This is a genomic window from Mycobacterium sp. VKM Ac-1816D (assembly GCF_000416385.1).
Classification (GTDB): domain Bacteria; phylum Actinomycetota; class Actinomycetes; order Mycobacteriales; family Mycobacteriaceae; genus Mycobacterium; species Mycobacterium neoaurum_A.
The window spans coordinates 313501-334990 of record NZ_AOHQ01000139.1 but is presented as its reverse complement, the minus strand read 5'-3'; the positions used below and the strand labels follow the sequence as shown (position 1 = coordinate 334990).

At 65.8% G+C, this 21490-nt stretch carries 20 protein-coding genes; 11 read left to right on the top strand and 9 right to left on the bottom strand.

Going from position 1 to position 21490, the window contains the following annotated elements:
- The first annotated feature begins 5 nt into the window (after nucleotides 1-5).
- Nucleotides 6-902: an alpha/beta hydrolase gene (locus G154_RS20030; protein ID WP_019510824.1), complete on the top strand. Its 897-nt coding sequence runs from the start codon at nucleotides 6-8 to the stop codon at nucleotides 900-902.
- A gap of 27 nt (nucleotides 903-929) precedes the next feature.
- Here G154_RS20030 and G154_RS20025 read toward each other — a convergent pair whose 3' ends face one another.
- Nucleotides 930-1286, bottom strand: coding sequence for a hypothetical protein (locus tag G154_RS20025; RefSeq protein WP_019510825.1), 357 nt, complete (start codon nucleotides 1284-1286; stop codon nucleotides 930-932).
- 160 nt (nucleotides 1287-1446) lie between these two features.
- Between G154_RS20025 and G154_RS20020 the strand changes: the two genes are divergently transcribed.
- Genes G154_RS20020 through G154_RS20005 form a run of 4 tightly spaced genes read left to right on the top strand, consistent with a single transcriptional unit; the run spans nucleotide 1447 to nucleotide 6357 of the window.
- Nucleotides 1447-2871 carry a proton-conducting transporter membrane subunit gene (locus G154_RS20020; protein ID WP_019510826.1) on the top strand — a complete coding sequence of 475 codons (1425 nt, stop codon included), beginning with the start codon at nucleotides 1447-1449 and terminating at the stop codon, nucleotides 2869-2871.
- Complete coding sequence (locus G154_RS20015) at nucleotides 2868-5429, top strand: DUF2309 domain-containing protein (RefSeq protein ID WP_019510827.1); 2562 nt, start codon at nucleotides 2868-2870, stop codon at nucleotides 5427-5429. Before G154_RS20020 ends, G154_RS20015 begins: the two co-directional genes overlap by 4 nt.
- On the top strand, nucleotides 5426-5746 hold the full coding sequence (locus G154_RS20010; protein ID WP_019510828.1) for a nitrogen regulatory protein P-II: 321 nt from the start codon (nucleotides 5426-5428) through the stop codon (nucleotides 5744-5746). The genes G154_RS20015 and G154_RS20010 overlap by 4 nt, the downstream gene beginning before the upstream one ends.
- Nucleotides 5747-5772: 26 nt before the next feature.
- Nucleotides 5773-6357 (top strand): carbonic anhydrase, encoded by a 585-nt coding sequence (locus G154_RS20005; protein WP_157884751.1) that lies wholly within the window; start codon nucleotides 5773-5775, stop codon nucleotides 6355-6357.
- Nucleotides 6358-6390: 33 nt separating this feature from the next.
- On the opposite strand, the gene G154_RS20000 is transcribed toward G154_RS20005, so the two are convergent.
- Entirely contained in the window at nucleotides 6391-6705 is a 315-nt protein-coding gene (locus G154_RS20000; RefSeq protein ID WP_019510830.1) for a hypothetical protein, read from the bottom strand.
- A gap of 185 nt (nucleotides 6706-6890) precedes the next feature.
- Between G154_RS20000 and G154_RS19995 the strand changes: the two genes are divergently transcribed.
- From G154_RS19995 to G154_RS19985, 3 genes are all read left to right on the top strand, one after another.
- Nucleotides 6891-8123: an MFS transporter gene (locus G154_RS19995; RefSeq protein ID WP_023985805.1), complete on the top strand. Its 1233-nt coding sequence runs from the start codon at nucleotides 6891-6893 to the stop codon at nucleotides 8121-8123.
- Nucleotides 8124-8135: 12 nt separating this feature from the next.
- Complete coding sequence (locus tag G154_RS19990; protein WP_019510833.1) at nucleotides 8136-8732, top strand: TetR/AcrR family transcriptional regulator; 597 nt, start codon at nucleotides 8136-8138, stop codon at nucleotides 8730-8732.
- 71 nt (nucleotides 8733-8803) lie between these two features.
- Nucleotides 8804-9037, top strand: coding sequence for a hypothetical protein (locus G154_RS19985; protein ID WP_019510834.1), 234 nt, complete (start codon nucleotides 8804-8806; stop codon nucleotides 9035-9037).
- 12 nt (nucleotides 9038-9049) lie between these two features.
- On the opposite strand, the gene G154_RS19980 is transcribed toward G154_RS19985, so the two are convergent.
- Nucleotides 9050-9811 carry an IclR family transcriptional regulator gene (locus tag G154_RS19980; RefSeq protein ID WP_023985804.1) on the bottom strand — a complete coding sequence of 254 codons (762 nt, stop codon included), beginning with the start codon at nucleotides 9809-9811 and terminating at the stop codon, nucleotides 9050-9052.
- A 178-nt stretch (nucleotides 9812-9989) separates the two neighbouring features.
- Between G154_RS19980 and G154_RS19975 the strand changes: the two genes are divergently transcribed.
- A complete protein-coding gene (locus tag G154_RS19975) occupies nucleotides 9990-11267 on the top strand; it encodes an aldolase/citrate lyase family protein (protein ID WP_019512736.1) in 1278 nt (425 codons plus the stop codon).
- An 8-nt stretch (nucleotides 11268-11275) separates the two neighbouring features.
- Nucleotides 11276-12091: a bifunctional allantoicase/(S)-ureidoglycine aminohydrolase gene (locus G154_RS19970; RefSeq protein ID WP_023985803.1), complete on the top strand. Its 816-nt coding sequence runs from the start codon at nucleotides 11276-11278 to the stop codon at nucleotides 12089-12091.
- Nucleotides 12092-12145: 54 nt separating this feature from the next.
- Here G154_RS19970 and G154_RS19965 read toward each other — a convergent pair whose 3' ends face one another.
- Entirely contained in the window at nucleotides 12146-12868 is a 723-nt protein-coding gene (locus G154_RS19965; RefSeq protein ID WP_023985802.1) for an aspartate/glutamate racemase family protein, read from the bottom strand.
- Nucleotides 12869-12875: 7 nt separating this feature from the next.
- Complete coding sequence (locus tag G154_RS19960) at nucleotides 12876-14384, bottom strand: NCS1 family nucleobase:cation symporter-1 (RefSeq protein ID WP_019512733.1); 1509 nt, start codon at nucleotides 14382-14384, stop codon at nucleotides 12876-12878.
- Between the two features lie 240 nt (nucleotides 14385-14624).
- On the opposite strand from G154_RS19960, the gene allB reads away from it, so the two are divergent.
- Nucleotides 14625-16001 carry an allantoinase AllB gene (gene allB, locus G154_RS19955; RefSeq protein ID WP_019512732.1) on the top strand — a complete coding sequence of 459 codons (1377 nt, stop codon included), beginning with the start codon at nucleotides 14625-14627 and terminating at the stop codon, nucleotides 15999-16001.
- A gap of 6 nt (nucleotides 16002-16007) precedes the next feature.
- Here allB and G154_RS19950 read toward each other — a convergent pair whose 3' ends face one another.
- The 4 genes from G154_RS19950 to G154_RS19935 form a co-directional block, all read right to left on the bottom strand.
- Nucleotides 16008-17297, bottom strand: coding sequence for an EAL domain-containing protein (locus tag G154_RS19950; RefSeq protein WP_019512731.1), 1290 nt, complete (start codon nucleotides 17295-17297; stop codon nucleotides 16008-16010).
- A 202-nt stretch (nucleotides 17298-17499) separates the two neighbouring features.
- On the bottom strand, nucleotides 17500-18609 hold the full coding sequence (locus tag G154_RS19945; RefSeq protein ID WP_019512730.1) for an ABC transporter substrate-binding protein: 1110 nt from the start codon (nucleotides 18607-18609) through the stop codon (nucleotides 17500-17502).
- Nucleotides 18606-20372, bottom strand: a complete 1767-nt coding sequence (locus G154_RS19940) for an iron ABC transporter permease (protein ID WP_023985799.1) — start codon at nucleotides 20370-20372, stop codon at nucleotides 18606-18608. The genes G154_RS19945 and G154_RS19940 overlap by 4 nt, the downstream gene beginning before the upstream one ends.
- Nucleotides 20369-21484: an ABC transporter ATP-binding protein gene (locus tag G154_RS19935; protein WP_019512728.1), complete on the bottom strand. Its 1116-nt coding sequence runs from the start codon at nucleotides 21482-21484 to the stop codon at nucleotides 20369-20371. Before G154_RS19935 ends, G154_RS19940 begins: the two co-directional genes overlap by 4 nt.
- Nucleotides 21485-21490 lie beyond the last annotated feature (6 nt).

Sequence of the window (21490 nt, the reverse complement as noted above, 5' to 3'; positions counted from 1 at the left end):
CGCCCATGTCCGAATCCACGCCGCACCGTCCCAGCCGTCGGCTGGCCACTTTCCAGAAACTCGCTCTGCTGGCGGCATCGAGGGCACGAGGCCCCCACGACGTCGACAGAACACGCACGATCACCCGTTCGATGGAGATGCGCCAGCGCCGTGCGCGCGGCGTCGAGGAACACACCGCCACGGTGGCCGACGTTCCCGTTCGCTGGTTTCGGCCGGTTGGCGCCGGCCCAGCGTTGATCTTCCATGTTCACGGCGGGGCCTTCGTCGCCGGCAGCTCCGTGGCGGCGCGGTCTCACAGCCGGTTGGCCCTTTCCAACAAAGCAGACCTGGTCAGTGTCGATTACCGGCTCGCGCCGGAGCATCCGTTCCCGGCCGCACTCGATGACCTGTGGGCGGTCTACTTGCAGGTGGCGCGCGGCCGACCCACGGTCATCATCGGCGAGTCCGCCGGGGGTGGACTCGCCTTGTCGCTGACGCGACGACTACTCGACGAGGGCGCCGAGCCGCCCAGGTCGGTGGTAACCCTTTTTCCCTGGGCCGATCTGACCAACATCTCCGACAGCTTCCTGTCCAACGAACACCGCGATCTTTTGTCCCGCGCCGGACTGAACCACAGTGCGGGAGCGTATGCGGGCGATCACGAGCTGACGGCACCCCTGGTCTCACCGCTGTACGGCTCATTCGCCGGCTTTCCGCCCACGCTCATCATCGTCGGCACGCACGATTGTCTGCTCGATGATTCACGCAATACCGCTGCCCGCATGCGCGCGGCCGGCGTCGACACCACGCTCGTGGAGGTGTCCGGCGGATTCCACGGATTCATCCTGCTACCGGTTCCGGAAGCCGACGCAGCCAGGCAACGCATCTCGTCCTTTGTGAAGACGGCTCTCGCCGATCACTGACGGTGACCAGCACCCGCTGAGCAGGACTCAGCTGAGGGCATCGATCAGCTGACCGACGCTGTGCGCCGATTCCAGCGGGTGACGCAGGCGCCCGGCCCGATTGACCGTATAGCGATTGCGTCGTCCTACCTTGGACTTCTTCAGATAGCCGTCGGCGATCAGATCGGCCAGGATTGCCTGCACCGAACGCTCGGTGATGCCGATCAGCACGCTCAGTTCCCGCGCCGTCAGCGACTCCCCTTGCGCCAGGCAGAGCAGCACATGGGCGTGGTTGGTCAGAAACGTCCAGGTACGCTGCGGCGCCACCGCGGGTTGCGCGGTGGCCCGGCCGAGCGCCTTGCGCGGGGCCGCCACCTTCTCTGAGCTCTTCCGGGACGCGGGCATCCCGGAAAGCATATGTGATTCGTGTAACGCACTTCGGTAATCGGCATGTTTCGTGTCGGCCCATATCCACTGCTGACGGCGACGGCGATCGGAGGGGTACACGTCGCCTTTGTATTACGAACCTTGACACGCGAGACGTAATACACGTAATTTGCTTCGCATGTTGGAGCTCGTCTCGAAGCCACCTCTTCTGGTACTGCTCATCGCACTGCTGGCAGTGGCCGCACTGGCCGCCACCGTCGGCCGGCGCATGCCGGCCGCCGTTGCACGCGTGGGCACATCGGTGACCGTCGTCGGTGCGCTGGTCGCGATCGTGGGAGTGGTATCAGCACCTGACCGCCTCGCTGCAGCACTGCTGGTGCTGATCTTCGGAGTGAGCGCCACCGCCCAGGGATACGCCGTGCGCTACCTTGCCGGTGACCGGCGATCACACTGGTTCACCTGTGGTGCAACACTTCTCACAGCGGCGTCGATGCTGATGGCGACGGCCACCACGCTGGTTGCCCTCGCCATCGGTTGGACCTCGGTCGGGCTCGCACTGTGCCTGCTGTTGGCCACCTACCGAGAGCTTCCCGCCGCACGCGACGGTGTTCGTCGCACAGCGCTGGCATTCGCCCTCGGAGACGGCGCGCTCTGGGTCGCCGTCGGACTGCATCATCTCGACGCCGATGTATTCGCACCCGCGATCGCGATACTGATCGCGGTTGCCGCCCTCTCCCGCACGGCGCAGATACCCTTTCACCGCTGGCTGCCCGCCACACTCGCGGCGCCCACACCGGTGTCGGCTCTTCTGCATGCCGGGGTGGTCAACGGCGGCGGCGTCCTGCTTGTCAAACTCGCCGCCTTCTCGACCCCACTGGCCGCAGGGATCATCATCGCCGCCGGCGTCGCGTCCATGGCCTACGGCGTCCTGATGATGCTGGCGAGGCCGGATATCAAGGGCGCGCTTACCTATTCGACGATGGCCCAGATGGGATTCATGATGCTCACCTGTGGGCTGGGCCTCTGGGCGGCGGCGGTGATCCACCTGATCGGACACGGGTTCTACAAAGCCGCCCTGTTCCTGTCCTCCGGCACTGCGATCGCCAGGCACCGACGGCACCACCTGCTCGCCGGCCCGGCACAAATCTCCCGCAACGCCACATGGGGTGTCGCCGCGGCTGCTGCGCTGCTTCCGCTGAGCGCGTTGACCACCGGGGTCGCGCTGGTACCGACTTGGCAGGAAGGTCATGCCGCCGAACTCGCGCTGCTGGTCTTCGCCTGGCTGGCCGCAGCCGCCGCCACGTGGGGTTGGCTGCACAGGCAACCCACCACGCACGGTGTGCTCGGCGCCACGGCGGTGCTGTTCCCCGCAGCGGTCGCCTACGTGGCGATGATCAGCATGGTCAGCAGATATCTGGGGCCCGCATTACCGGAGTCGACGGCATCACCGCTGACGGTCTGGGCGGTGATCGCCGCAGGCCTGGCGCTGCTCGGCGGTCTGGCGTCCGTGCGGAACCGGCCTGCGGCGCGCGGCCTGCAGCGCGCCCTTTACACCCACGCGATCAGCGCCGGAACCCTTCACCCGACAGGAGCACACCGATGACACCGACCGATACCGCCGCGCGGCGGGCCCAGCTCCGCAGTGACATCCGGATCGCCGCGCGGGCACTGCCCACTCACTTTCCCCTTGGCACCTTCATCGCGGTCAATCCACTCGCCGGTCTGCAGAACATGCCCTTCGAACAGGCCATCCGGCGCGCGAGCGACGTGTACGGGATGCGGGGAACCCTGCCAGAGAGCGTCTTTCGGGCTCTGTACCGGCAGGGCCGGATCACCGACGCCGACCTCGAGGTCGTCCTGTGCAGGCGGTACCCCAACCTGGGGGACGAACCCGACATTTCGTTGGCCGACCGTAACGTCGCGGCCATCGACATCCTGCGGGCGGACCTGCTGCACGGCCACGTCGCCCCGGAACCCCGGCGCCGGTTCACCACTCGTGCCGAGCAGATCTCCGGTGAGCTGGCTGCCGATATCGACGCGCACGCCGCCACCTGGTGCGCGGCCTTCCTCGGTGGCGGCAGTTGGTCCGTGCCAGACCATGCGCACGGTTTCTACACCGCTTGGCGGAATTCGGTGCGGCACGACCGGACCCTGCCTCGCGCGGCACGGCGGAAGCTGCGCGCGGCGCCGGAACGGCCCGACGATGCCGTACTGAAGGCGCTCGAGCGTCTGCGTATCGGCGATGAGGATCGCGTCGTCTATCTGCAGGCGCATCTGACCCGGTTGCCGGGATGGGCGGCCCACATCCAATGGGGCGCCGACCGCGCGGCGGGCATCGATCTGCTGCAGTATCTGGCCGTCCGGCTGTCCGTGGAAGCCGCATTGGCGCAGGACGCCCCGAGACCCCCCATGACCGACGCACCTCGCTCGTCGACACCCACCGCGCGCGAGCGCGCGGCGCATCTGCTGGCGGTCTGGCACGCGGGGACGATCGACGAGGCCGAGCAGGCCACCGTGGCCAGGGTTCTTGCCACGATGCCGGTGGGCGCCCGGGAGATGCTGTGGCAGCAGGCTTTCGAAGGCCACTACCAGGATCAGCTACTGAGCGCTTTGACAAAGGACGACAGCAACGCCGATGCCGATGCCGATGCCGATGCCGTGCCCGTACACACCCAGATGGTCACGTGCATCGACACCCGTTCGGAAGGGTTGCGCAGGCATCTGGAGAGTCGCGAAGGCTATCAAACCTTCGGCTTCGCCGGCTTCTTCGCCGTCGCGATCCGGTTCACCGGTCTGCTCGGCGGTGAACCGATGGATCTTTGTCCGGTGCTGATCTCACCCAGTCACCAGGTATCCGAGAAGCCGGTAGGCGATGCACGTCGGCACGTTGCCGGTGCCACCGGCCTGGCTGCGGCCGAATCCTCCTTTCACACCGCAAAACAGTCGTATACCGGGTCGTTCACCCTCGCCGAAGCGGCCGGTTTTCTCGCCGGTCCGCTTGCTGCGGCCAAAACCGCCGCCCCGGCCGCCAGCGGCTCGATCCGGAAGCGACTGCACGAGTGGATTGCGCCGACGCCGACAACAGTGCTGGCGGTGAGTGGTATGCCACTGTCCGAGCGGGTCCTGTTCGCGCAAGCCATCTTCCAGTCGATCGGGCTGACCGGTGACTTCGCCCGGTTGCTGGTGCTCTGTGGTCACCACAGCACCACCGAGAACAACCCCTACCAGGCGTCGCTGGACTGCGGGGCCTGCGGTGGGCAGGGCGGCGGGCCGAATGCACGCACCGCCGCGCTGATCCTCAACGATCCCGAGGTTCGTGCCGAGCTGCGCATGTCGGGAATCGCCATCCCCGACGACACTCTCGTCGTCGCTGCGGTGCACGACACCACCACCGACCGCGTGACGGTACTCGACCAACATCTGGTCCCGGCCGGGCACCGGGCCGACATCGACCGGCTCACGACACATCTCGCGCACGCCGGCGCGCACCTTGCAGCCGAACGGTGCAACGGTCTGCCCGGCGCACCCCGGCGGCGCTCAGCTACCAGGGCTGCCCGCCACGTCGTCAAGCGCTCGCTGGACTGGGCGCAGGTGTATCCAGAATGGGGACTTGCCAACAATTCCGCATTCATCATCGCCCCACGGGAAGTCACTGCCGGAGTAGACCTGCAGCGCAGGGTATTCCTGCATTCCTACGAGGCTGAGGTCGACGCAGACGGAACCGCGCTGGAGAACATCATGACTGCGCCATTGGTGGTGGCGCAGTGGATCAACTGCCAATACTACTTCTCCACCGTGGCCCCCGACACGTTCGGGGCGGGGAGCAAGACGATCCATAACGTGGTGGGTGATGCCGGAGTGCTGACCGGACACGCAGGCGACCTGCGCTTGGGACTACCGCAGCAGTCGGTGCAGTTCGCCGACCGACTGATACATGAACCGCAACGACTGCTCGCCGTCGTCCAGGCGCCGTTGGCGCGCATCGACACCGTGATCGACCGCAACCCGCTGCTGAAGCAGCTGTTCGACAACGACTGGGTGAGCATCGCCGCCCGCGAGCAGGCCCACCGCAGCTGGCACCGCCGGACCCGCAACGGCTGGCGGGACTGGTATGACGACGCCCTTCCGACAACCGCTTTCGACAAGGAGATGATTCGATGACCACCGCCCTCACCCGGATGACGAAAGTCGAGGTTGTCGTCTCCGGTCAGGACGCCGCCGCGGTGCGCGACGTGATCACCGGCGTCGGTGCCACCGGTTTCACCAGCGTGTCCGGTGTGTCCGGCCTCGGCCACCACGGCTATCACCAGGGTCGCCTGCTGTTCAACCAGCAGGCGACGCTCGAACTGATCATCACCGTGGTGCCCGACGACAAGGCCGAGGCACTGCTCGCCGGTCTGCGCCGGCTCCTCGATGCCTCACCCGGCGTGCTGTTCGTGACCGAGACCTACGTCAGCCGCCCCGAGTACTTCAGCTGAAAACCACCACGAAAGGAATGACCGAGATGACCAGTGACGTGACCACTGCGACGGCGATCTGGCAGGAGCTGCGGTCCGGCCGGCCGTGGCCAGTCGAGGGACCCGTGGCAGCGGTGTTCCGCTGTGCCGATGCCGGCATCAGCAGCGAGACCGTTTTCGGGCAATCTGCCGGATCGCTCGTCGATATCAGCACCTGGGGCCACACCGTGGATACGAGCGTGCTGGCCAGCATCGAGTACGCGGTCGATGCTCTCGGGGTCGCTCTGGTGGTGGTCCTCGGCCATGACGACTGTCCCGCCATGCGGGCCGCGCTGCAGGCCTGGAAGAACGCGCAACTGCCTGACGGCGCGATGCGCAGTGCCGTGGAGAACGCGCTGCTGTCGGTGGTGCGGCGGGGCGCGGCAGCCGATTGTGTGGCGTCGGTGACCTCGGCCCACATCATCGACACCGCAACGTCGTTGGTGCAGCGCCTACCCGCTCTCGCTCGCAAGGTCGATCGCCACGAGGTCGGGATCGTCTGCGCCACCGTCTCCCCCGGCACCCATGACATCACGGTGCACGCCACCCTCGGTGCGGTGCGGACCGACGATTCCGTCCTGGAGCGCATCTGAGCAGGAGTCCGCGGTGTCAGACGAGCGGGTACTTCATGGTCGGTACTTCATGGTCCACGCGTGGACGATCAGATAGCCGGCGACCATGACGCCCAGAGCCAGTCCGATCACGAGTCGGAGGCCGAACCGCCCCCGCGGCACCGCAATGATCGCCGTCGCATACAGGAGGCCGACCACGACAAACGCGATGATCCAATGATGATCCGGGCTGTATGAAGGCCCGTAGCCACCTCCGCTGCAACCGCTGACACCGCATACGGCCAATGTGCCCCAGTAGAGCGGAACGGCGGACAGCGCCGTCGCAAGCGGCAGTGTCCACAACAGGTGCAGAGCACTGCGGCGTCTCATTCGCGTGCGTCTCCTCAGGTCGGCATCGAACTGCTTGCAGGGCCTCGGATCAAGAGTTGCACAGGCGCTGACGGCGGGAGCGCCCGGGCCCGATCGGCAAAACGAGACACTATGACTCGATAGTGCTAATCTCATATACGAGGCATCATGCCTCGTATATGAGAAATTGCTGCGAAAGGACCATCGTGACGAACACCACCCTCGACGGCTCGGCGGCGATGAGCCGAGTCTCGCGAAAACCGTTATTTGCCATTGGTTTTGCCTTCATTGTGACGATGATGGGCACCACACTCCCGACGCCGCTGTATCCGATCTATGCCAGTGAGTTGACGTTCACGGCGTTGACGGTGACGGTGCTCTTCGCGGTGTATGCGATCGGCGTGGTCGCCACCCTGCTCTTGTTAGGCCGACTTTCCGACCACATCGGTCGCAAACCGGTGCTCCTCGCCGCGGTGGCGCTTGCGGCGGCAAGTGCCGTGCTGTTCCTGTTGCCGCCATCGCTGCCGCTGCTGATCCTTGCCCGGCTGGTCTCCGGGATCGGGGCGGGCCTGATGAGCGGGGCTGGAACGGCAGCCATCATCGACCTCTTCGGATCAGAGCGTAAAGCCTTGGCGGGGACCGTCGCGGTCGCGGTGAACACCGGCGGTCTCGCGGTCGGCACCCTGCTGTCAGGCGTCATCGCCGACCTGAGCACCTCCGCGTTGAGCGCGCCTTACCTGGCTCATCTCATGCTGTCCGGGGTGGCCATTCTCGCACTTGGGTGCGGCCTTCCCTCGGCACCACGCACGAGCACCACGTCCGGATGGCGACAGCGCCCGCACATTCCCTCCGCCATCCGCGGGGCATTTGTGCGGGCGGTGCTGGCAGCGGGCTCCGGGTTCGCTGTCACCGGCGTACTGACGGCAGTCAGCGGTCTGCTCTTGGCGGGCAGCCTGCACGTGCACAGCCATTCCGTCGCCGGCGGCGTCGTCTTCGTCGCCTTCGCGGGTATGGCTGCCGGTCAGCTGTGGGCACGGCGGATCGCACCCATCCATGCGCAGATCGTCGGCTGCCTGGGCATGGTGGTCGCGGCGGGTTTGATCGTGCTCGCGTTGACTACCCGGTCGCTTCCTGCCCTGCTGGCCGCCGCCGCCACCGTCGGCATCGGGGGCGGGATGTGCTTGTTGGCAGGACTTGCGATGACCGTCGAGCGCACCGATGTCGCGCACCGCGGCGGGGTTTCGTCGGCGTTCTTCGCCGGGCTCTACACGATGCTGGCGGTGCCCGCGATCGGTGTCGGCGCACTGACCCGGGCAACCGATCTCGTCACCGCTGGTGTGGTGTTCGCCGGGCTGGTGTCGGTGGTGCCCGCAATCGTGGTCATCGCCGAGTTGGTGCTGGTGCGTCGGGTTCGAGCGACCGAGGACACCGACAACTGAGAAGATCGAGCCATGTCCGAAACGTCCAACCGCACGGTGGAACCCGTACTCGGCAGGCCGCGCAGCGAGAGCGCCCGCCGGGCGGTCCTGAACGCTGTCGACGACATGCTCGTCGAACAGGGCTATGCGGCCTTGACGATGAAGGGCATCGCCGAGCGGGCCGGTGTCGGCCGCCAGACGATCTACCGCTGGTGGTCCACCAAGGCCGAGATCCTGCACGAGGCGTGCGCGCAGGACGCGGCGACCGAGTTGGCCGTGCCGCTCACGGCCAACCCGGTCGCTGTGGTGTCGAACTACCTGGCGGCCGTCGTGCACTTCCTCACGCGATCTGCCGCCGGCGGCGCCTATCGGGCGCTGCTCGGAGAAGCTCAGCACGACAACGCCGTCGCCGAATTGCTGCGCGGTGACGATGCCCTGGTGACCAGCGCCGTGCCGGTCATCGCTCATGTGCTCGGCGATGGCACCGTCCCGGCCGCCGTGGTGGACGAGGAACTGATCGCAGACCTCCTGGGGCCGATGGTCTTCCCGATCCTCACCGGCGCGAAGGCGCCGACGAAGACGCAGCTGCGGGAAAGGGCGTCTCGATTCGTCGATCGATGCCGATCTTGATAGTCGGCGACGGCACCTGAGGCGCGGATATCCGGGGTTTCACGACCCGCGGCGTGGGGCAAGATCAATCCATGCGAAACATACTCGGCCGTTCGACCATCGCCGTTCTTGCCGCAGCGCCGATCGCCGCCGCGTCGCTGTTCACCGTCGGGTCCGCCTCGGCTGAACCGCTGAACTGCGTCAACGGACAATTCTGGGACCCCATCACGAACACCTGCCAGACGCCGCGTCCGGCGGAGAATTGCGCGCCGGGTCAGTACTGGAACGCCCTGTCCAACGTCTGTCGTCCGCTGGGTGTGCTCTGATCCTGAGCGGACCTACGGTTCCCGCGATCCGATCAGCGCCTCGGAGATCACCCCGGTCGCCCTCTTCAGCGCAGGCACAGCCCGAGTGATGGCGTCCTTGTGCATGCGCGCGGCCGGGCCGGAGATGCCGATCGCCATGGGTGTGGGTGCGCCGGGAACCGCCATCGCCACCGACCGGATCCCCATTTCGCATTCCTCGTCATCGATCGCGTAACCATCGGCGCGAACACGCTCGACCTTGGCGAACACCGCCGAAAGCGTCGAGGCACTGTTCTCGGTCGGTGCCGGGAGCCCGGACTGGGTGACCAGTTTCAGGATGCGCGCGTCCTCCAGTTCGCCGAGGACGGCTTTGCCGACACCCGAGGTATGCAGGCCGACGCGCTTGCCCACCTCGGTGCCGTTGCGCATCAGCGTCGACGGCAGCACCTGACCCGTGTAGATCACCATGTCGCCGTCGAGCACGGCCAGGCTCGCGGTTTCCGACAGTTCGTCGACCAGCGCCTGCAGTACCGGCATGGCCACCGCACCCAACTGGCGATTGGCCACCTCACCGAGTCGAATCAGTCTCGGCCCCAACGCATAGCGACGGTTGGGCAGCTGCCGTACATAACCCAGATTGACCAGTGTGCGCAACAGGCGGTGAATCGTGGGTGGCGGCAATGGCGACTCTGACGACAACTCGGTGAGCGAGCACTCCCCTCCCGCCCGCCCGATCAACTCCATCAACTCGAAGGCGCGTTCCACCGACTGGACCCCGCCTGACCGTTCCGTCATGCGACCCACTTTCGGTAGACGATGTGCGTTTCATCCAACATCCGATGAAATGATTCCGCAATACGGAATCTCTACGGGGTTATCTCGGACTTCTTCGTGCTGCGACCCGTCCCCACGCTAAACTCCACATTGTGGAATTTCAGTTTGATCGGCATTTCCACGCCCGAAAGGAATACCAGTGACACGACGCCTCGACGATGCGGTGCTGGCCGACGTCGACCATCGGCTGGCGGCCGCCGACGCGCATCTGGCCGCCCGCTATCCCGGTGACGACGGCCGTCGGCAGCCGGTGCACACCGTCTATGTCCCGGCCAATCGGTACGCAGCCACGACGCCCACCGATTGGGGCACCGCTGCCCTGGCCGCGGCCGGCTCGGCCGGCGGACTCGACGCGGTGGCGGCACTCGTCGGAGCCGACGAAGGAACCGACTGTGCGCCCGACACGCTGGCCGCGCTGGTGGACCACAAGCTGCGCACCGAACCGATCGAGGACCTTCGCATCGACTTCGAGGACGGCTACGGCACGTTCGACGACGCCACCGAGGATGCCGATGTCGAACGGGCACTGACGGCACTGCGCAGCGCGATCGATGCAGGCAGCTCGACGCCGTTCGTCGGTATCCGCTTCAAGTGCCTCGAAGCAGGCAACCGGGCCCGCGGATTGCGGACGCTCGACATGTTCGTCAGCGGGCTCGTCGAATCCGGCAGACTGCCCGACGGTTTGGCCCTCACCCTGCCCAAGGTGACCTCGGTCGATCAGGTCGAGGCGATGGTTGCGGTGGCGCGCGCCCTCGAGGCGGCCAACGGACTTCCCGCGGGCCGCATCCGCTTCGAAGTACAGGTCGAAACGCCGCAGGCCATCCTCGGCGCCGACGGTCGCGCCCCGGTCGCCCAATTCATCCACGCAGGACAGGGGCGCGTCAGCTCGTTGCACTACGGCACCTATGACTACTCGGCGTCCCTCGGCATCGCCGCCGCCTATCAGTCGATGGAGCATCCGGCTGCCGACCATGCCAAGAACGTCATGCAACTCGCCGTCGCCGGAACCGGTGTCCACATGTCCGACGGCTCCACCAACATCCTGCCCGTCGGCGACCCCGACAACATCGCGATGGCGTGGACCCTGCACGCACGCCTGGTCCGCCGGCATCTCGAACGGGGGATCTATCAGGGCTGGGACATGCACCCCGCCCAACTCGTCACCCGATACCTCTCGACCTACGCGTTCTACCGCCGCGCCTTCACCCCCGCTGCGACGCGCCTGCGCAACTACGTACACCGACTCGACTCCACGGTCATGGACGAGCCGGCCACCGCTCGGGCACTGGCGAGTGTGATCCACCGCGGCAGCGTATGCGGCGCGCTCACCGGCGACGAGATCGAAACCGCCACCGACCTTTCCACGTCCACCGTGCGTGATATCGCGCTCGGCCGCACAATCAGGAGCACCCCGTGACCCAACCCGTGACCGCAGCGTCCTACTACACGCCCCGTGGCGGACTGCCGCCGCAGACCGACCTGTTGACCGATCGGGCCATCGTCACCGAGGCGTACACCGTCATCCCCCGCGGGGTTCTCTCCGACATCGTCACCTCGGTGTTCCCGGAGTGGACGGACACCCGCGCGTGGATCATCAATCGACCCGTGGCCGGTGGTGCGACGACGTACTTCCAGGCGATCGTCGAGGTGAAGCCGGGCGGTGGCGCACAGCGGCCAGAACCTCAACCGGAGGTCCAGAGCTTTCTGTTCGTCACCTCGGGGGCACTGACGGTCGACGCGGCGGGGCAGTCGCAGACACTGTCGGAGGGCGGCTTCGCCTACCTGCCGGCCGGCACCGAGTGGTCGGCGCACAACGCCGGTGATGCCGATGCGACGTTCGTGTGGATTCGCAAGCGCTACGAGGTGATCCAGGGCCACTCGCCGTCGGTGAAGTTCGGCAACGAGCGGGATATCGAACCGTCGGCGATGCCGGGAACCGATGGGAAATGGCGTACGACCCGCATGCTCGATCCGCAGGATCTGGCCTACGACATGCATGTCAACATCGTGACGTTCGAGCCGGGCGCGAGCATTCCCTTCGCCGAGACCCATGTGATGGAGCACGGGCTGCTGATGCTCGAAGGCAAGGCCGTCTACCACCTCAACGGAGACTGGGTGGAAGTTCAGGAAGGCGACTTCCTCTCGCTGCGCGCCTTCTGCCCGCAGGCGTGCTACGCCGGTGGTCCATCGAATTTCCGCTACCTGTTGTACAAGGACGTCAACCGCCAGATCATGCTCTGACGAAACGACACCGGGCACCCGATGGGTGCCCGGTGTCGTCTGAGAGTTCTTGGCCTACAACTGGAATGGCCAGCCCGTGACCTTCTTCTGCCGCGGAGTGGCATAGGTACGCACCTTCGAGGTGGACAGTCCCATCCGGACAAGCCCTTCGGCGATGGTCACCGCCGAGCGGACGCCATCGACGATCGGCACACCGGTGGCGGCCGAGACCTTCGCCTCCAATTCGGCCATACCGCCGCACCCGAGGCAGATCACCTCGGCGTGATCCTTCTCGACGGCCTCACGCGCCTGCGAAACGATCGCCTGCACGGCACGCTCGGGATCGGATTCCAGTTCCAGCACACCGAGGCCCGATGCTCGCACCGAAGCACATCGGGCGTCCAGGCCGGCCAGCTTCAGGCGGTCTTCGATCAGCGGCACCGTGCGGTCGAGTGAGGTGACCACCGAGTACTTGTGGCCCAGATACATCGCCGTCGACGCCGCCGCCTCGGTGATGTCGACGACCGGCACGTCGAGCAACTCCTGCAAGCCCTCGCGGCCGTGCTCGCCGTAGCCTGCCTGGATCACCGCGTCGAACGGATCAGCATACGAAGTGATCGCGTCCATCACGGCGATGGCGGCGAGATAGCTCTCGAAGTTTCCCTCGCACGAGTCGGCGCCGAAACGCGGTGTGATGCCGATGATCTCCGTGCCCGGCGAGGCGACACCGCGCGCGGACACCGCGATCGCCTCGGTCATCGAAACGGTCGTGTTGACGTTGGCTACCAGAATTCTCATGAGGTCCCTAGTGGTGCGTGCTGGTCACGGCGATGGGCTCTCCGGACACATCGTTGAAGGGGCCCCGACGGTCCGCGAGCATCCAGTAGACGATCGCGCCGAGTCCGGCCCCGATGAACCAGGAGAACTCCGAGACGATCTTGAACGCCGGGACGAAGGCCATCAGCAGTGCAGCGACCGCTGTGATGGCAAGGGCGGCGACGGCACGCATGTTCACGCCCTTCGCGTAGTGATACTCCCCGGCCGCGTCGACGGTGAACAGGGCCAGCACGTTGATCTTCGATCGCCGCACCAGCCAGTAGTCGACCATGATGATGCCGAACAGGGGCCCGAGGATGGCGCCGAGACCGCCAAGGAAGTAGTTGATGACCGCAGGCGAGTTGTACAGGTTCCACGGCAGGATCACCAGGCCGATGACCGCCGAGATGAACGCCGCACGGCGGAAGTTGAGGTGCTCGGGGAAAAGGTTGTTCAGCGCATAGATCGGGGCGACGAAGTTCGCCATGAGGTTGACAGCGATGGTGAGGATCAGCAACGCGAGTGCCGCGAGCACCAGCAGCAGCGTGTTCGGCACCTCCTGGACGATATCGGCCGGCGCTTCGATGATGCGTCCGTCGATGCGGAACTGTGCACCGGCAAGCGTGATCACGATGCCGCCGAACACCAGCATGTTCAACGGGATGCCCCAGAAGTTGCCGCGCACGATGGCGCCTTTTGATGTCGCGTTACGGGTGAAGTCGCAGAAGTTGAGCACGAACGTGCCGTAGATCGCGACCCACAGGCTCGCGCCGCCGATGATCTTCAGCCACATGTCGACGCCGGTCAGCGAATCGGGCGTCGACCACGCAATGCTCCAGTCGGCGTTACTGACCATCCAGATCGCCAGCGCAATCATGGTGAACAGGATGACCGGGCCGGCGAACGCCTCGTACTTGCGGATCATTTCCATGCCGTAGCTGACGATGATCACCTGGATCACCCACAGCGAGACGAACGAGATCCAGCCCAGCGTCGACAGTCCCAGGAAGCTGTTCGAGTCCAAAGTCGCCGCCGACGGCGCGAGCGCGATGATCATGATGCGCAACACCACCGAGGCCAAATAGGTCTGGATGCCGAACCAGGCGATCGCCACCGCACCGCGGATCAAGGCGGGGATCTGCGCGCCCCGGATACCGAAGGCGATGCGGCTCATCACCGGGAACGGGACGCCGGTCTTCTCCCCCATGAACCCGGACAGATTGAGAAGCAGGAACAGGAACATCCCGCCGAGGCCGAGCGCCAGCAGGATCTGCCACCCGCCCAGGCCGAGGGCGAACAGCCCGATGGCGAACGAGTAGTTGCCCAGACTGTGCACGTCGTTGGCCCACAGGGTGAAGATGTTGTACGCACCCCAGCGTCGGCCGGCACGTTTGGTGGGTGCGAGATCGGCGTTGTACAGCTGCGGACTCACATCGGCGAGTGCTGCCGCATCATTGCGATCGGAGCCGCCGAGGAGGCCGGTGGACTCTGTGCTCATGGGATACGCCTGTCACGGTAGGAGCGCCGACGCCTGGGACGTCGCCGCCAGAATTCCACTGTGCGGAAAAAAGATTCCACAGATTTCATAAGTAACGCGTATGTGGACACCGTGTGTCAAGCCTTCGGTCGCAATTGACTGTGTCGGCGCTCACATCTAACCTCGCACTACGATGGAGCCTTACTTCCACAATGAGGAATTTGATCGAGGACGTATGTTCCTCGCTATGGAGAGCTGCCGATGACTTCGATCGCTGACGACACGCCCCCACCGTCGGATCGGCCCGAATACGACCTGGTGGTCCGTGGTGAACGCACCTTGACGACCGCGGGCATCGTGGCGCGCGAGATCGGTATCCGCGACGGCCGTATCGTCGCGATCGAACCGCTGGGCAGCGGCCTCACCGCCACCGAGATCATCGAACTGACCGACGAGCAGGTGATGATCCCCGGCTTGGTCGATACCCACGTGCACGTCAACGAGCCGGGTCGCACCGAGTGGGAGGGCTTCGACTCCGCGACCCGCGCCGCCGCGGCCGGTGGCGTGACCACCTTGATCGATATGCCGCTGAACTCGATTCCGCCGACGGTCAATGTAGAGGCGCTCAACGCCAAGCGGGCGGCGGCTTCCGGAAAGACCCACATCGACGTCGGATTCTGGGGTGGCGCCATCCCCGGTAACACCGACGACCTGCGGGGTCTGCACGACGACGGTGTCTTCGGCTTCAAATGCTTCCTGCTGCACTCGGGTGTCGATGAGTTCCCCCACCTCGACGCCGATGAGATGGAAAAGGACATGGCCGTGCTGGCCGGTTTCGACTCCATGATGATCGTGCACGCCGAAGACTCCCGCGCCATCGATCGCGCCCCGTCTGCCGAGGGCAACAAGTACGAAAGGTTCCTCGCCTCCCGTCCCCGTGGCGCCGAGAACGTCGCGATCGCCGAGGTGATCGAACGCGCCCGCTGGACCGGTGTGCGCGCCCATATCCTGCATCTGTCCTCCTCCGACGCGCTGCCGATGCTCGCGACAGCGAAGCGGGACGGCGTCAAGATCACGGTGGAGACCTGCCCTCACTATCTGACACTGCTGGCCGAGGAGATCCCGAACGGCGCGACGGCCTTCAAGTGCTGCCCACCGATCCGCGAGGCGTCGAATAGGGAACTGCTGTGGCAGGGGCTGCTCGACGGCACGATCGACTGCATCGTCTCCGACCATTCGCCGTCGACGATCGATCTGAAGGATGTCGAGAACGGCGACTTCGGTATCGCGTGGGGCGGGGTCGCCTCACTGCAGCTCGGCCTGTCGCTCATCTGGACCGAGGCCAAGCGCCGCGGTATCGAGCTGACCCAGGTCCTGGACTGGATGGCCGCCAAACCCGCCGCATTGGCGGGACTGAACACCAAGGGCAAGATCGCACTCGGTTACGACGCCGACTTCGCCATTTTCGAACCGGACTCCGCGCAGGTTGTCGACGTCCACAAGCTGCACCACAAGAATCCGGTCAGCCCCTATGACGGGCGGGCACTCGCCGGGGTCGTCACGAGCACCTGGCTGCGCGGCAAGAAGATCGACTTCACGAACCCACACGGCCGGATGCTGCGCCGCGGCGGGGTGTAGCACGGTTCATCCCGACATCGTCACGGGTCCGCCGGCACGGTAGGCGACCGGACGCCCGAACAGGTACCCCTGGCCCAGGTCCACCCCGAGGTCGCGAAGGGTGCCCAACTGCTGGGGATCCTCGACCGCTTCGGAGACCGTCACGGCGTTCAATTCATTGCCCAGCCGCACGATCGACGATGCCAGCGCACGCCGGACCGGGTCGGTGGCGATGCCCGAGGTGAGATCTCCGTCGATCTTGATGATGTCCGGACGGAGGCGCAACAACTGGTTGAAGCTCGCGAAACCCGCACCCGCGTCGTCGATGGCGAGGCGGATCCCTGCTTCCCGCAACGGTTTCAGCGCTTCGGCGAGGTCGTCCGGGAACGGCTCGTGTTCGGTGATCTCGACAACCAGCGGCCGCGGCACCGAGACCAGGAGTTCTTGCACCGTAGGGTTCATCGCCGTCACCGGACTGAGATTGGCGGCCACGAAGGACGCCGGTGGAAGATCCTCGGCGTTGACCAGCAGGCGTCGCAGCGCCGCCAGTTCCAAACTGAGACTCCGGCCGAGGCGGCGTGCGACATCGAACCACTGTTTCGGGGTCAACTCGCCGTCGGTCGGGAATCGGCACAATCCTTCGAAGCCGGTGACGCCCCCGGTGTTCAGATCGACGATCGGCTGGAACACGATGTCCAGGTTGGCCGGATCTGCCAGCACGGCGTCCAGTCGCTGATGCAATCGGTCCTCGCGCGCCATATCGGGAAGCAATACCGAGGCCAGGAACCGTGTGGTGGAGTCGTCCGGCAGGTTCGGGTCCACCAGAAACGCGTCCAGCAGCGCAGAGAGCTCGGTGTGGGCGCTGATCAGTCCCGAGATGAACGTGCTCGCCGCGGCCATCGCCGCGATATCACGCTCGTCGAATCGGCCCGGTTGTGTGGAGGTCATCGACAGCGCGCCGATGGCGGTATCGCGATGGCGCAGCGGAAAGACGGCGAGGGTGCGCAATCCCAGCCGCGCTCCGATGGCGCGCACCTCGGCGGTCACGGCGGGATCGTTGGGTGCGTCGTCACTGAGCTGTGGTCGTCCGGTGGCCACCGCCATTCCCTGGAATGTCCCGGCCACCGGCAGGCGCAGGCCGAGCAACGATTCCACGACACCGAAGGCCGATACCACGACGAACTCGTCGCTGGGCGCCAGGATGCTGACGGCCGCGCCATCGGCTTTCGGGGTGAACAGGCACATCTGTTCGGTGATCCGGCGGGTCAACGCCGCCGGATCAATGGACGCATTGATCGCCGCGATCAGATTGCGCATCGCGCGATTCCGTGCCCGACACGTGATTGCCACCTGATCGCCTCGAACGGGCGTGGGACATACATCGTGAAACCCCTCACCCCCCGAACAGGTGGCATCGCGATCAAACTCTGCCCGGGTCCGCCCACGCGGCGGACCCGGGTTGTCACACTACGGGTTGGGGACCTGCTCAGGAGCAAAACTGCGGCGACTCGCCGCCGTTCTATTCGTTGTATCCGAAGATGGCATTCCACGCCCGCTGGTCCTGCTCAGACCACGCGGTCGCCTCTGCCGGGGTGATGCGGTGCACGCGCGGATCATCGAAGTCCGGCAGCTGGACACCTCGCACATTGGGGGCCGCCACGTCGTCGCGGACGGAGTATTCACCGATGTCGCGCAACACGTTCTGGCCGCGCTGGGAAAGATTCCAGTTCAGGAACACCTTCGCCGCGGCCAGGTGCGTCGCGGTCGAGGCCACCCCGGTGTAGTAGTCGTAGGCGGTAACCCCCTCGTCGGGGACGACGAAGGTGACCGGGGCATTCTCGTTGGCGGCGATGTTCACACTGCTGACCACGACGGTGCCCGCATCGATCTCCCCGCGGGCCAGGCTGTCCAGCTCGGCGCCGAGGGAATCGAACACCCTTGTTTCCCCGGCATACTCGCGCAGATACTGATCGCCGAGCACATCACGCTGAAAACGGGTCAACGCCAGAGCGCTGCCACCGGCACCGGCTTGGGCGATGCCGAGCTTGCCGTTCCATCGGTCGTTGAGAAGATCCTTCCAACTCGTCGGCGCGTCAGCCGGATCCACCAGCGCGGTGTTGTAGCCGAAGGTATAGATCGGGTTGAACGTGCGGTAGTAGCTGCCGTCGTCGAAGACGACGTCGGGGCGCAGATTCGTCGCGGTGGGTGGCGTGTACGGCTGGAACACACCGCGTCGGCTGAGTCCGGAGACAAAGCCGGCATCGGAGATGCGCACCACATCTGCATTGAACTTGCCAGCACCATGTTCGGCAACGATCCGCTCGTACAGGCGATTCGGGGTGAGCCGGATCAATTTCACCTCAAGGCCGGTATCCGCCTCGAACTGATCGAGCAATGCGGCCTCGCTGTCGGCCGTCCACCCGCTGTACAGGGTGATCTGACCATCCTTCTGTGCAGCGGCCCAGAGATCCGGATCGGCGATCTGCTCACCGTCGATCACCAACGCCGAATCGCGCGAGACCGACGCGGCAGGCCTGGTCAGGTCCGGAGCGGGCGGCGGCGGTGTACAGGCCGCCAATACCGTTGTCGCGGAGACGAGTCCGATGACGAGACGGATGATCGATCTCATGAGATCTCCTTGGATCCGAAGCGGCGCGCCAGGACTGCGAGCACACCGATGACGGCGCAGTAGAGCAGGCTGAGCTCCGCCGCTGACTGAAATGACCCGTTGTCGTAGGCGTCGAAGATCGCGATGGACAACAACCGGGTATCGGAGGTGAACAGGAACAGCGCCGCGGTCAGCTCGCGCATGGCCAGCATCATCAGCAGGAGGAAGGTCGAAGAAAGGCCCACCCTCAGCAGCGGAGCGGTGACGAAGGTGATGGCGCGGTGCCGACGCGCGCCGAGCATCACGGCACTGTCCTCGAGGTCCTTGTCCAACTGGATGATCGAGGCGGAAACCCCCCGATAGCCCTGTGGCAGGAACACCGCCACGAACGCGATGACGAGCACCGCCAGCGTGCCGTACACGGGTACCGGTAGTGCCAGCCACGTCCACAACAGACCGAGGCCCAACACGATCGCCGGGACCGCCAGTGGCAGCATCGCCACGTACTCCAGCAGTTTGCGGCCCGGCGCCTGGGTCCGATAGCGCGTGTACGCCAGCGCGAAGCACAGCGCGGTGCCGATCGCCGCGGTGGCCACCCCGACCACCACGCTGTTGACCACAACCTGGTGGAAATCGGTGCTCTGCAGGGTCTGGCCCATGTTCCACAGCGACAACGCACCCGGGCGGGCGAGCTGACCGAGATCGGCGACGTACGGACTGGTCTGCATGGCAGCGATGATCAAGGCGCCGACGGGCAGCAGTACAGCCAGGACGAAATAGCTCCACGCGAACATCGCGGCGGGCAGTCGCCAGCGTCGAAGAGACACCTGCCGCGCCCGGACTCCTTTACCGCTGACCGTCGTGAACTCCTTGCCGCCCATGGCACGCTGTTGCATCGCCACCACGACGACCAACAGCACGGTCAGCACGACGGCCACCGCAGCGGCATCGTTGGATCGCGCCGGGGATGCGTTCATGAGCCGGTAGATCAGGGTGGGCAAGGTGTCCACTCCCCCCGGCACGCCGATCACCTGGGCAACCGGGAAGTTCTCGACCGTGAGCGCGAAGACCAGGATGGCCGAGCCGAGCACGGCAGGCATCACCAAGGGAAACGTGATCTCCCGCAGCATCTTCCGTACCGGCGCACCATGGAGGCTGGCCGCATCCTCCAGATCGGGGTTCATCAGCGACAGCGCCGAGTGCACCATCAGAAACGGATACGGCGCGTAGTACAGGCCCAGGACGAAGATCATTCCGGTGAAGCTGTAGATGTCCATCAGGTGTGGAAGACCGACGGCGCCGAAGGCAAGGTTGAGGTAGCCGGTCGCCGGACCGGCCAGCAGCGCCCACGCCAGGGCTCCGACCAGGGCCGGCAGGAACAACGGCATGATGGCGATGCCGTAGATGAGTTTGCGGCCAGGGATGTCGGTGCGGGCAGCCAGGAAGGCGAGCAGGCAGCCGATCACCAGGGCGACCACGGAGGACCCGACCCCGACGGCCGCCGAGTTCAGCAGGGCCGTCCGCGCGGTTCCCGACCCCAGCACCGCGAAATTGTCGAGGGTGAAGCGACCGAAGTCGAAGAGATTGTCCCGCTCGGTATTCGCGCTGAACGCACCGGCGAGGATGAAGAACATCGGGCACAGGACGATGACCGTGAGGACGGCGAGCTGCACCAGCACCGGAAGCGAACGGCGCGCCGACCGCTTGCGGCGGCGGGGCTCGGCGCCGCGGAGCGCCGCCGGGGCTGTCGTGGCGGGCGGTCGCTTCGTAGTCGGCGCGCTCATGCCGGCACCGCCGTGGGTGTCTCGGTGCGGTCGTCGACCAGTAGCTGGGCCGCACCGGGTCGCGCGGTCACCACGGCCGGTTCGCCGATACCCAGGACCGGGCTGCCGTTACCCGTGGCGACCGCCTCGATCTCGGGTCCGTTGTCCAGGGTCACCCGGTAGCGAATCGACGCGCCCTGGTAGCTGGCGACCTCGACGCGACCGAGCCAGTGCTGGCCGGCGGGTGCCGGTTCGGCGGGACCGGTGACCAGCAGATCTTCCGGGCGCAGGCAGACGATCGCGGGGCCGTCGAACTGGCGTGCCGAGTCGACGACCACCGAGATTGCGGGATGTTCGGTCAGCGTGCAGTCCAGCGCACCGGGTGCGGCCGTGACATTGAAAATGTTACCGATACCGAGGAATTCGGCGATCGACGCACACGATGGGCTCTTGTATATCTGTTCTGGGGAACCGATCTGGACTATGCGCCCCTGCTGCATCAACGCGATGCGGTCGGCGAGGGCGAAGGCCTCGACCTGGTCATGTGTGACGTAGACCGTGGTCAGCCCGAGCCGCAACTGCAGCTCGCGAAGTTCCATCCGCAACCGCTCCCGCAACCGCGCGTCGAGGTTGGACAGCGGTTCGTCGAGCATCAGCACACTTGGACGCATGACCAGGCTGCGGGCCAGCGCGACACGCTGCATCTGGCCACCGGAGAGCTGGCTGGCGCCGCGGTCGGCCAGGTGGCCCAGACCGACCAGGTGCAACGCCTCGTCGACGCGTTGCACCAGTTCGCTTTTCGCGACCTTTTGCATCTTCAGCGCGAACCCGACATTCTGCGCGACCGTGCGATGCGGCCATACCGCGTAGGACTGGAAGACCATCCCGACGTTGCGCTTGTGCGGCGGAACAGATCGCCCCGTCGTGCTGTCGTGGACAATGCGGTCACCGATGCTGATGCGGCCGATACTCGGCGTCTCCAGCCCGGCTACACACCGCATGGTGCTGGTCTTACCGCAACCGGATTGCCCCAGCAGCACCAGGGATTCGCCATCGGCGATCTCCAGGTCCAGGTCTTTGACCACGGTGTTGCCGTGATAGGCCAACGTCAGGTTCTCGATGGTGACTTTCATGATTTC

Excerpts from the sequence above, each read along its gene's own strand:
- G154_RS19990 (WP_019510833.1), top strand. The coding sequence starts at position 8,136 with ATGTCCGAAACGTCCAACCGCACGGTGGAACCCGTACTCGGCAGGCCG.
- G154_RS20020 (WP_019510826.1), top strand. The coding sequence starts at position 1,447 with ATGTTGGAGCTCGTCTCGAAGCCACCTCTTCTGGTACTGCTCATCGCA.
- G154_RS19950 (WP_019512731.1), bottom strand. The coding sequence starts at position 17,297 with ATGCGCAATCTGATCGCGGCGATCAATGCGTCCATTGATCCGGCGGCG.
- G154_RS20000 (WP_019510830.1), bottom strand. The coding sequence starts at position 6,705 with ATGAGACGCCGCAGTGCTCTGCACCTGTTGTGGACACTGCCGCTTGCG.
- G154_RS20025 (WP_019510825.1), bottom strand. The coding sequence starts at position 1,286 with ATGCCCGCGTCCCGGAAGAGCTCAGAGAAGGTGGCGGCCCCGCGCAAG.
- allB (WP_019512732.1), top strand. The coding sequence starts at position 14,625 with ATGACTTCGATCGCTGACGACACGCCCCCACCGTCGGATCGGCCCGAA.
- G154_RS19960 (WP_019512733.1), bottom strand. The coding sequence starts at position 14,384 with ATGAGCACAGAGTCCACCGGCCTCCTCGGCGGCTCCGATCGCAATGAT.
- G154_RS19940 (WP_023985799.1), bottom strand. The coding sequence starts at position 20,372 with ATGAGCGCGCCGACTACGAAGCGACCGCCCGCCACGACAGCCCCGGCG.
- G154_RS19945 (WP_019512730.1), bottom strand. The coding sequence starts at position 18,609 with ATGAGATCGATCATCCGTCTCGTCATCGGACTCGTCTCCGCGACAACG.
- G154_RS20030 (WP_019510824.1), top strand. The coding sequence starts at position 6 with ATGTCCGAATCCACGCCGCACCGTCCCAGCCGTCGGCTGGCCACTTTC.
- G154_RS19965 (WP_023985802.1), bottom strand. The coding sequence starts at position 12,868 with ATGAGAATTCTGGTAGCCAACGTCAACACGACCGTTTCGATGACCGAG.
- G154_RS20015 (WP_019510827.1), top strand. The coding sequence starts at position 2,868 with ATGACACCGACCGATACCGCCGCGCGGCGGGCCCAGCTCCGCAGTGAC.
- G154_RS20010 (WP_019510828.1), top strand. The coding sequence starts at position 5,426 with ATGACCACCGCCCTCACCCGGATGACGAAAGTCGAGGTTGTCGTCTCC.
- G154_RS19980 (WP_023985804.1), bottom strand. The coding sequence starts at position 9,811 with ATGACGGAACGGTCAGGCGGGGTCCAGTCGGTGGAACGCGCCTTCGAG.
- G154_RS19985 (WP_019510834.1), top strand. The coding sequence starts at position 8,804 with ATGCGAAACATACTCGGCCGTTCGACCATCGCCGTTCTTGCCGCAGCG.
- G154_RS20005 (WP_157884751.1), top strand. The coding sequence starts at position 5,773 with ATGACCAGTGACGTGACCACTGCGACGGCGATCTGGCAGGAGCTGCGG.
- G154_RS19935 (WP_019512728.1), bottom strand. The coding sequence starts at position 21,484 with ATGAAAGTCACCATCGAGAACCTGACGTTGGCCTATCACGGCAACACC.